The 6,430-nt window shown below is 43.8% G+C and carries 5 protein-coding genes; all 5 read left to right on the forward strand.

From position 1 onward, the window contains the following. Positions 1-194, forward strand: a 194-nt coding sequence (locus tag ACMJ0U_RS02185) for a hypothetical protein (RefSeq protein ID WP_417127879.1), incomplete at its 5' end; no start/stop codon positions are given. Positions 195-224: 30 nt separating this feature from the next. After that, positions 225-2,450, forward strand: a complete 2,226-nt coding sequence (locus ACMJ0U_RS02190; RefSeq protein WP_417127880.1) for a hypothetical protein — start codon at positions 225-227, stop codon at positions 2,448-2,450. A gap of 111 nt (positions 2,451-2,561) precedes the next feature. Further along, positions 2,562-4,481 carry a fimbrillin family protein gene (locus ACMJ0U_RS02195; protein WP_417127882.1) on the forward strand — a complete coding sequence of 640 codons (1,920 nt, stop codon included), beginning with the start codon at positions 2,562-2,564 and terminating at the stop codon, positions 4,479-4,481. A 52-nt stretch (positions 4,482-4,533) separates the two neighbouring features. Beyond that, positions 4,534-5,727, forward strand: coding sequence for an OmpA family protein (locus ACMJ0U_RS02200; protein WP_417127883.1), 1,194 nt, complete (start codon positions 4,534-4,536; stop codon positions 5,725-5,727). Between the two features lie 74 nt (positions 5,728-5,801). Then, positions 5,802-6,272, forward strand: coding sequence for a S24/S26 family peptidase (locus ACMJ0U_RS02205; protein ID WP_417127885.1), 471 nt, complete (start codon positions 5,802-5,804; stop codon positions 6,270-6,272). Positions 6,273-6,430 lie beyond the last annotated feature (158 nt).

Consider the following 6,430-nt stretch of genomic DNA (forward strand, 5'->3'; position numbering starts at 1 on the left):
AAAAAGACAAAGAAAGACCAAAGTACGAGTCTCCCCAAACGACGGAGACTATCGTGAGCCTGGAGAGTGGTATTTGTGCTGCTTCGGCCGATATTCAAAATCCTAATGATAAGAATAATGGGCAAATTCAGGAGCATCAAGTGAATACTGATTTTGAGTATACTTTTGGTAATTATGGCTGGGATCAGCAATGATGTCGATAACAATTAAAAATGAATATGCGTATGAAAACGAAGAAGTATTTCATTATTCCTTTCCTTGCATTCTTGGCATGCAGTTGCCAGGATGAGGAACAGGGAAGTATACAACCTACACCTGGACAGGATGTTCAGTTTGGGGCTTCACTTGAGAAAACTGCGACCCGCACAATTTACGGTGACAAAGCCAATGATGCTTTCCCGATTTACTGGGTTAATGGAGATGAGGTCATAGTTTGTTCGCCGGAATGTGCAACTGAAGGTGGCGTAGGAACTGCAACCTATAAAGTGAATGTGGGTGAGAATACCACACAGAACTATGCAACAAGTTTGGATAAAACAGGAGAAATAGGTGTACGTTGGGGTGACAATCCAACGGGTAATTTTTATTCTTTTTATCCAGCATCACGTGCTGTACTTGGCGGTGATTACAAAACAATGACTGTGACGATGCCGGTTCAGCAGGATAACAACATAGTTGGGGAAGAAACAGCGGAGGGCGTTAAAAAGATAAAAGTAAATCCAGATATGAGAGCCTGCTTTATGTATGCTAAGCAGACTGCAAATAGCGGAGAAACGGTGAATCTGCAGTATATACCGCTTTCCACAGCCATTCGCTTCACTTTAGAAGGTCCTTCCTCCGGTGAGGTTGGTGTTTCTTATGTTCGAATTTATGCTCCTGAAGGTACTGTGATAGATGGTTCTTTTACTTTGGATTATTCTGGCACAGGAAAGCCAGCTCTGTCAACAGTGAATGGACGTAATTATGTGACAATGAATGCTGCCGATCCTGTCACTAATGAATATCTGACACTGGGACCAAATGAGAGTGCGGAATTATGTGCATTTCTTTTGATTCCAAAAGAAATGACAATAACCAATGATTGGTATATGCTGATTGGTACTACTGATGGTCAAATCTTTAAGAAATCTTTGGGCGTCCTTGCGAATTCTGGTGGTAATTCTACGCTTGTTCCTGGTCAGGTTCATTACCTTCCGTCTTTGCCTAAACTGGAAGCAGGTGGAGCATGGGATCCTACTAACTGGATGGTTAATATCCAGCGTAATGTTTATTTATCAGAAATTTCTATTCCTGGTTCATGGAATTCACTGAATTCTGAATATCAAACACAGAGTATTTCACAACAATATCAAAAAGGTGTTCGTGCTTTTCATTTGGATACAAGATGGAAAGAGTCTGTATTAATTTGGGAAAAACCAGAGTTAGCAATTGCAAACGGTGGACGCTCAGTAGGTGATGATGGTGATAGATATATGTCTGCTTTATCAGGTGCTCCTACTTTTGATGAAGCTTTAGGTCAAATCGTTAATAATGTAAAAGGTAATGAATATATGGTTGTGGTATGTACCTTTGCACAAGGTAGTGCTCCCTATGTGTATGGGACAAACACAGATGGTACAAATAAGGTATGGATTCATAGAATCAGTGAAATCTGTAATCAGTCAAAATACGATGGTAAAATAGTAGATGGAAGCACTTTGACTCCAAACACTGTTGTAGGTGATGTATTGGGCAAGGTTATCGTTATCGTGAATACCTATACTGGCGCAACTATCAACGATAGCAAGTGTCTTTATATGAACGTAAGAATGGAACTTGAGAAAGATGAGTTTAAAAATAATCCTTATTTAACAAGAAATCTGAATTATTGGGATACTCAAAATGGGGCTTCAGGAATAAAAGTCTATGCAACTCATGCTCAATTGACAAAGAATGATACAGAGACGACAACGGGTAATAACGATTCAGGTCGTGGATATGAACCTACACTTCTTGAACGCAGAAATAAGATCGATGCTATATTGAGTCAATCAAAGCAAAATTACAGCAACTTGACCAATTATGCTCATGATACTTGGATGTATATTGGTTGTGGTGGATATATAAATGAAAACGGTGATGATAAGCCAAATCCTGTAACAAGTTACTTCCTTAACTATATGGCTGATAAAGTTGCAGCAATGGACACTGAAGGCTACTATCCAATTGGAATAGTATATTTCAATGCAGTAGCAAGTGACAATGCTGATGCACTCGGTGGTACTAGTTTGACTCAGAATATACTTGAGATGAACAACAAGTACCGTAAGGCATATGACCCGAGTCTTTCTCCGGTTGACGGTAAACCTTTAGGTGGCGGTGCCAATAACGTACAGTCCGCAGCTCCGGGTTATAGTTCAGGAATGAAGGATAACCAGACTGATGCGATAGGTTGGACAAGATGTAGATAACAGCAATTTTATTCTACAGGGCAGGTCTGGTACTCTGCCCTGTGGAATACTTGTTTTGACTCTTATTCTAACAAACATTCAGTTAATTCTTGTAATAAGAAATAAATATTTATGCGAAAATTTTATATGGTAGCTGCCGTAGTATTGGCAGCGCAAAGCCTTTTCTCCTGCTCAGACGATGAAACAATCTGGGATGGTTCCGGCCACGGTCAAATCGTGGCAAAAATAGAACAGTCGGCTACCACGCGTACTGCTGTAGGTGATGCGGTAGATGGAACAAATGCGGTGGGTATTGTATGGACTGACGGTGATGAAATCGGAGTGTTCGATGCATCAGGTACTTCACAGAAACGCTATGCCAAGGTCGGTCAGGGTGCAGCGCCTACGGCTTCTTTTGCTGTATCCGGTACTACAGCTTTTACCGATCCTGTCTATGCTTATTACCCGTACGACAATGCGAACTCATCCAAAGACGTGCATTCACTTGTGGGCAATCTGCCTTCTACTCAGAATATGGACAACAGTGCATTGCATGGGGATTATAAGATAGGTCGTGCCACTACGCAGACATCCGACGGTAGCTATGAGTTTGTATTCAAACATCTTTTCTCTATGGCACGTATTACCATTGATGCCGCAGATACACCATTGAAGGGTGAAACGCTGAAGAGTCTCACAATGAACGTAACCCGTGGAGAGACTAATATTCCTATCGCTGGTAACTTTACATTTAATGCGGAAGATGCCAGTTGGACACAGACCGATGAAGGGATAAGTTCTATAACTCTTACTTGGGATAAAACGTCTCCAAGTCTCGAACAGGCATTTACCTGCTATATGAGCCTTTTCCCGCTTGTCCAATCGGGCGACCTCTTTACGATTACCGTATCCACTGAAAGCTACAAAGCAGAGTTTACAGCCAGCAGTCTGACAAACTTCTCTCCTGAGCAGATTTACAATTTTCCTGTGGTTCTCGACAAGTATGAAACCATCAAAGTGTATGACAAGGAAGGAAATACCGTACAAGGTAAATTTACTTGTGCTGCACTGAATGTGGATGGATTACCTAGCCTGATTAATAGTGGTGGTCCTGGTTCAGATGGAACGAAATCTATCAGTCGCATTATGAATAGCCTTGGCTATGATTTTATTGCGGTCAGCGAAGATTTTGCATATCATGATGAACTTGCCGGTGGCATGACCAATTATAATATGGGTACATACCGGGGTACAGTGTCTAGTTTAATACATAATGATACGGATGGACTTGGATTTTTTTGGAAAAAGGATGCTATTACTGCCACAGACGAAATCATGGTGCCTTTTGATGAGGTATATGGAGGAATAGATGGAGGTGCCAATGAGTTGATAGATAAAGGTTTCCGCCATTATGTAGTGACTGTGGCTCAGGGTGTGACGATAGATGTCTATATCACGCACATGAACACGTTTGGTGATGGTGGCAACACGGAAGATGACCCATGGGTGCATGCCCAGCTTTCACAGTTGCGTCAGTTGCGTGACTATGTGGTAGCAAAGGCAAAAGAAAACAATCGTCCGGCTATCATTATGGGTGATACCAACATGCGTTATACTCGTCACCAGATTGTGGACAATTTGATTGAGCCGGTTACAAGTGAGGGTTTGCAGATTGCCGATCCTTGGATAGAAATCCAACGTGATGGTGTATATCCTATTTGGAATACCAGTTCATTGATGATACGTTCAAAATTTGGAGGAGGTAATACTGATATCCTATGTGCGGACGATCAGCGTGGTGAAGTGGTGGACAAAATGTGGTATATCAATGTACCGAGTGCCGCCATACAGTTGAAAGCCATAAGTTGTATGAACGAGGTGGAGCATTTTGCGAAGAGTACTGAGCAAGTATCATTCTCAGGAGTGATTGTGGAAGATGCTAACGGTAATATTCTGTCTAATCAAAATGTAAGCTATACAAAAGTGAATGGGTATGCTGATCATTTTCCGGTTGTTGTAAGTTTTGAATACACTTATGCTAATGGGAACTGATTAGTGTAAATGCGGAATAAACTAAAAAACACTTTAATCAAATCATAAAGTTATGATGAAAAAAACAATCTTTGCAGCCTTGGCTTTGATGGCTGCGGGTCCTGCTTTGGCTCAGTCGGAGCAGACCATACAAAACGGTGATTTCACAGAAACCGTGGAATACAGCGATGACAAGTACAAAGTGGAAACCAATCACTTCTGGGACAACTGGTTCCTCAGTGTGGGTGCCGGACCGCAGGTGATGTTTGGCGACCACGACAAGCAGATAGGTTTTGGCAAGCGTATCTCGCCGGCACTGGACATTGCCGTAGGTAAATGGTTTACTCCTGGAATCGGAGTCCGTTTGATGTACAACGGCCTTTCTTTGAAAGGTGCTACCCGCTGGGGCGAAGCTCACTCCACTGGCGAACAGGTTCCGGGCTGGGGAAGCGGTATGTATTACTCGAAGTTCAAGTATTACAACTTGCGTGCCGATGTGTTGTTCAATCTGTCTAACCTGTTCTGCGGTTACAAGGAAAACCGTATCTGGAACAGCAGCTTTTACGGAGGTGTGGGCTACATGCGCACATGGGAAGCACCTACCGCCGGTGATTTGACAATGAGTGCAGGTTGGTTGAACTCGTTCCGTCTGTGTGACGCATTCGATGCGTTCATCGACTTGCGGGCTTCAATGGTGGACGATGACATTGACGGAGAAATTGGTGGAGCTAAGTTTGATGGTTTGCTGAGTGCTACTGTCGGCTTGACTTACAAGTTCAAACCTCGCGGATGGGACAAGAGCAAGACGGTGGTACGCACCAACGTGGGTGAAATCAATGCTTTGCGTGACCAGTTGAACCGTGCGAACGAAGAAAATGCTCGCTTGCGGAATGCCATCGATGAAAGCAACCGCAACCAGAAGCAGGAAGTGAAGAAAACGGCGGCTTCTAACCTGGTTATCTTCCGCATTGGAAGAGCTGACTTGTCGAAGGAAGCACGTGCGAACCTGGGATTGCTGGCTGAAGCAATCAAGGCTTCTGACTCGAACGCTGTGTACACCATTACAGGTTATGCGGATGCCGGAACGGGTAGCAAGAAGACCAATGAGCGTCTGAGCAAGAAACGTGCGGAAGCTGTGTATGACTGCCTGGTAAATGAATTTGGCGTTTCTAAGTCACAGCTCAAGGTGGACTACAAGGGTGGTGTAGACAATATGTTCTATGACGATCCTCGTCTGAGCCGTGCCGTAATTACACGCGGTAATTAATTTCTTTTATTTGTCCCCTTTCCGGTGTGGTATATCCGGAAAGGGGATTTTTTTGTCTTGATGGGAGGTCTGAAATGAGTGCTGACAAGTTATGGCTCAATAATGAGGTGTTTTTTGCGGAGATAGGCCGGATGCTGCAACACGGAGAGTCTGTGACGTTGCGGCCTAAGGGAAACAGTATGTTACCGTTTATTGTGGAGGGCCGTGACCACATTGTGCTGCAAAAGGCCGTGAACGTGGAAGTGGGAAGTGTGGTACTGGCTCGTTTGCCGGGTAACCGCTATGTGCTGCATCGTGTGTATAAGATGGAGGGAGAACGTATCGTCCTGATGGGGGACGGGAATCTGCATGCTACGGAATGTTGCCGCAGGGAAGATGTGGAGGGAGTAGTGGTAAAGATGGTACGTAGCGGTCGTTGTGTAGACCTCACTTCTTCCTCGGAGCGCTTCAAGGCAGCTCTCTGGCGCAGGTTGCTTCCTGTGCGCCGCTACCTGTTGTTTGTATGCAGATGGTGGATACTGCGGAACGGGAAAATGTTTACATGAGGAACGCTTCTTCTGATAGTAAGCATTCGAAGAAATGCACCTTTTACACTTTGAGGTTTGGTTGTAGCTTTGCGGCAGTGAATACAATCAAACCTCAATAATTATGAACAGACAAGAATTTGAAGAACTGGAATTGCAGGTGCAACAAAGCGACCTTC

Source organism: Phocaeicola sp. (genome assembly GCF_048170425.1).
GTDB lineage: Bacteria > Bacteroidota > Bacteroidia > Bacteroidales > Bacteroidaceae > Phocaeicola.

What these genes read in the sequence shown, in the direction of transcription:
- ACMJ0U_RS02195 (WP_417127882.1), top strand. Translation starts at nt 2,562, where the DNA reads ATGCGAAAATTTTATATGGTAGCTGCCGTAGTATTGGCAGCGCAAAGC.
- ACMJ0U_RS02190 (WP_417127880.1), top strand. Translation starts at nt 225, where the DNA reads ATGAAAACGAAGAAGTATTTCATTATTCCTTTCCTTGCATTCTTGGCA.
- ACMJ0U_RS02205 (WP_417127885.1), top strand. Translation starts at nt 5,802, where the DNA reads ATGAGTGCTGACAAGTTATGGCTCAATAATGAGGTGTTTTTTGCGGAG.
- ACMJ0U_RS02200 (WP_417127883.1), top strand. Translation starts at nt 4,534, where the DNA reads ATGATGAAAAAAACAATCTTTGCAGCCTTGGCTTTGATGGCTGCGGGT.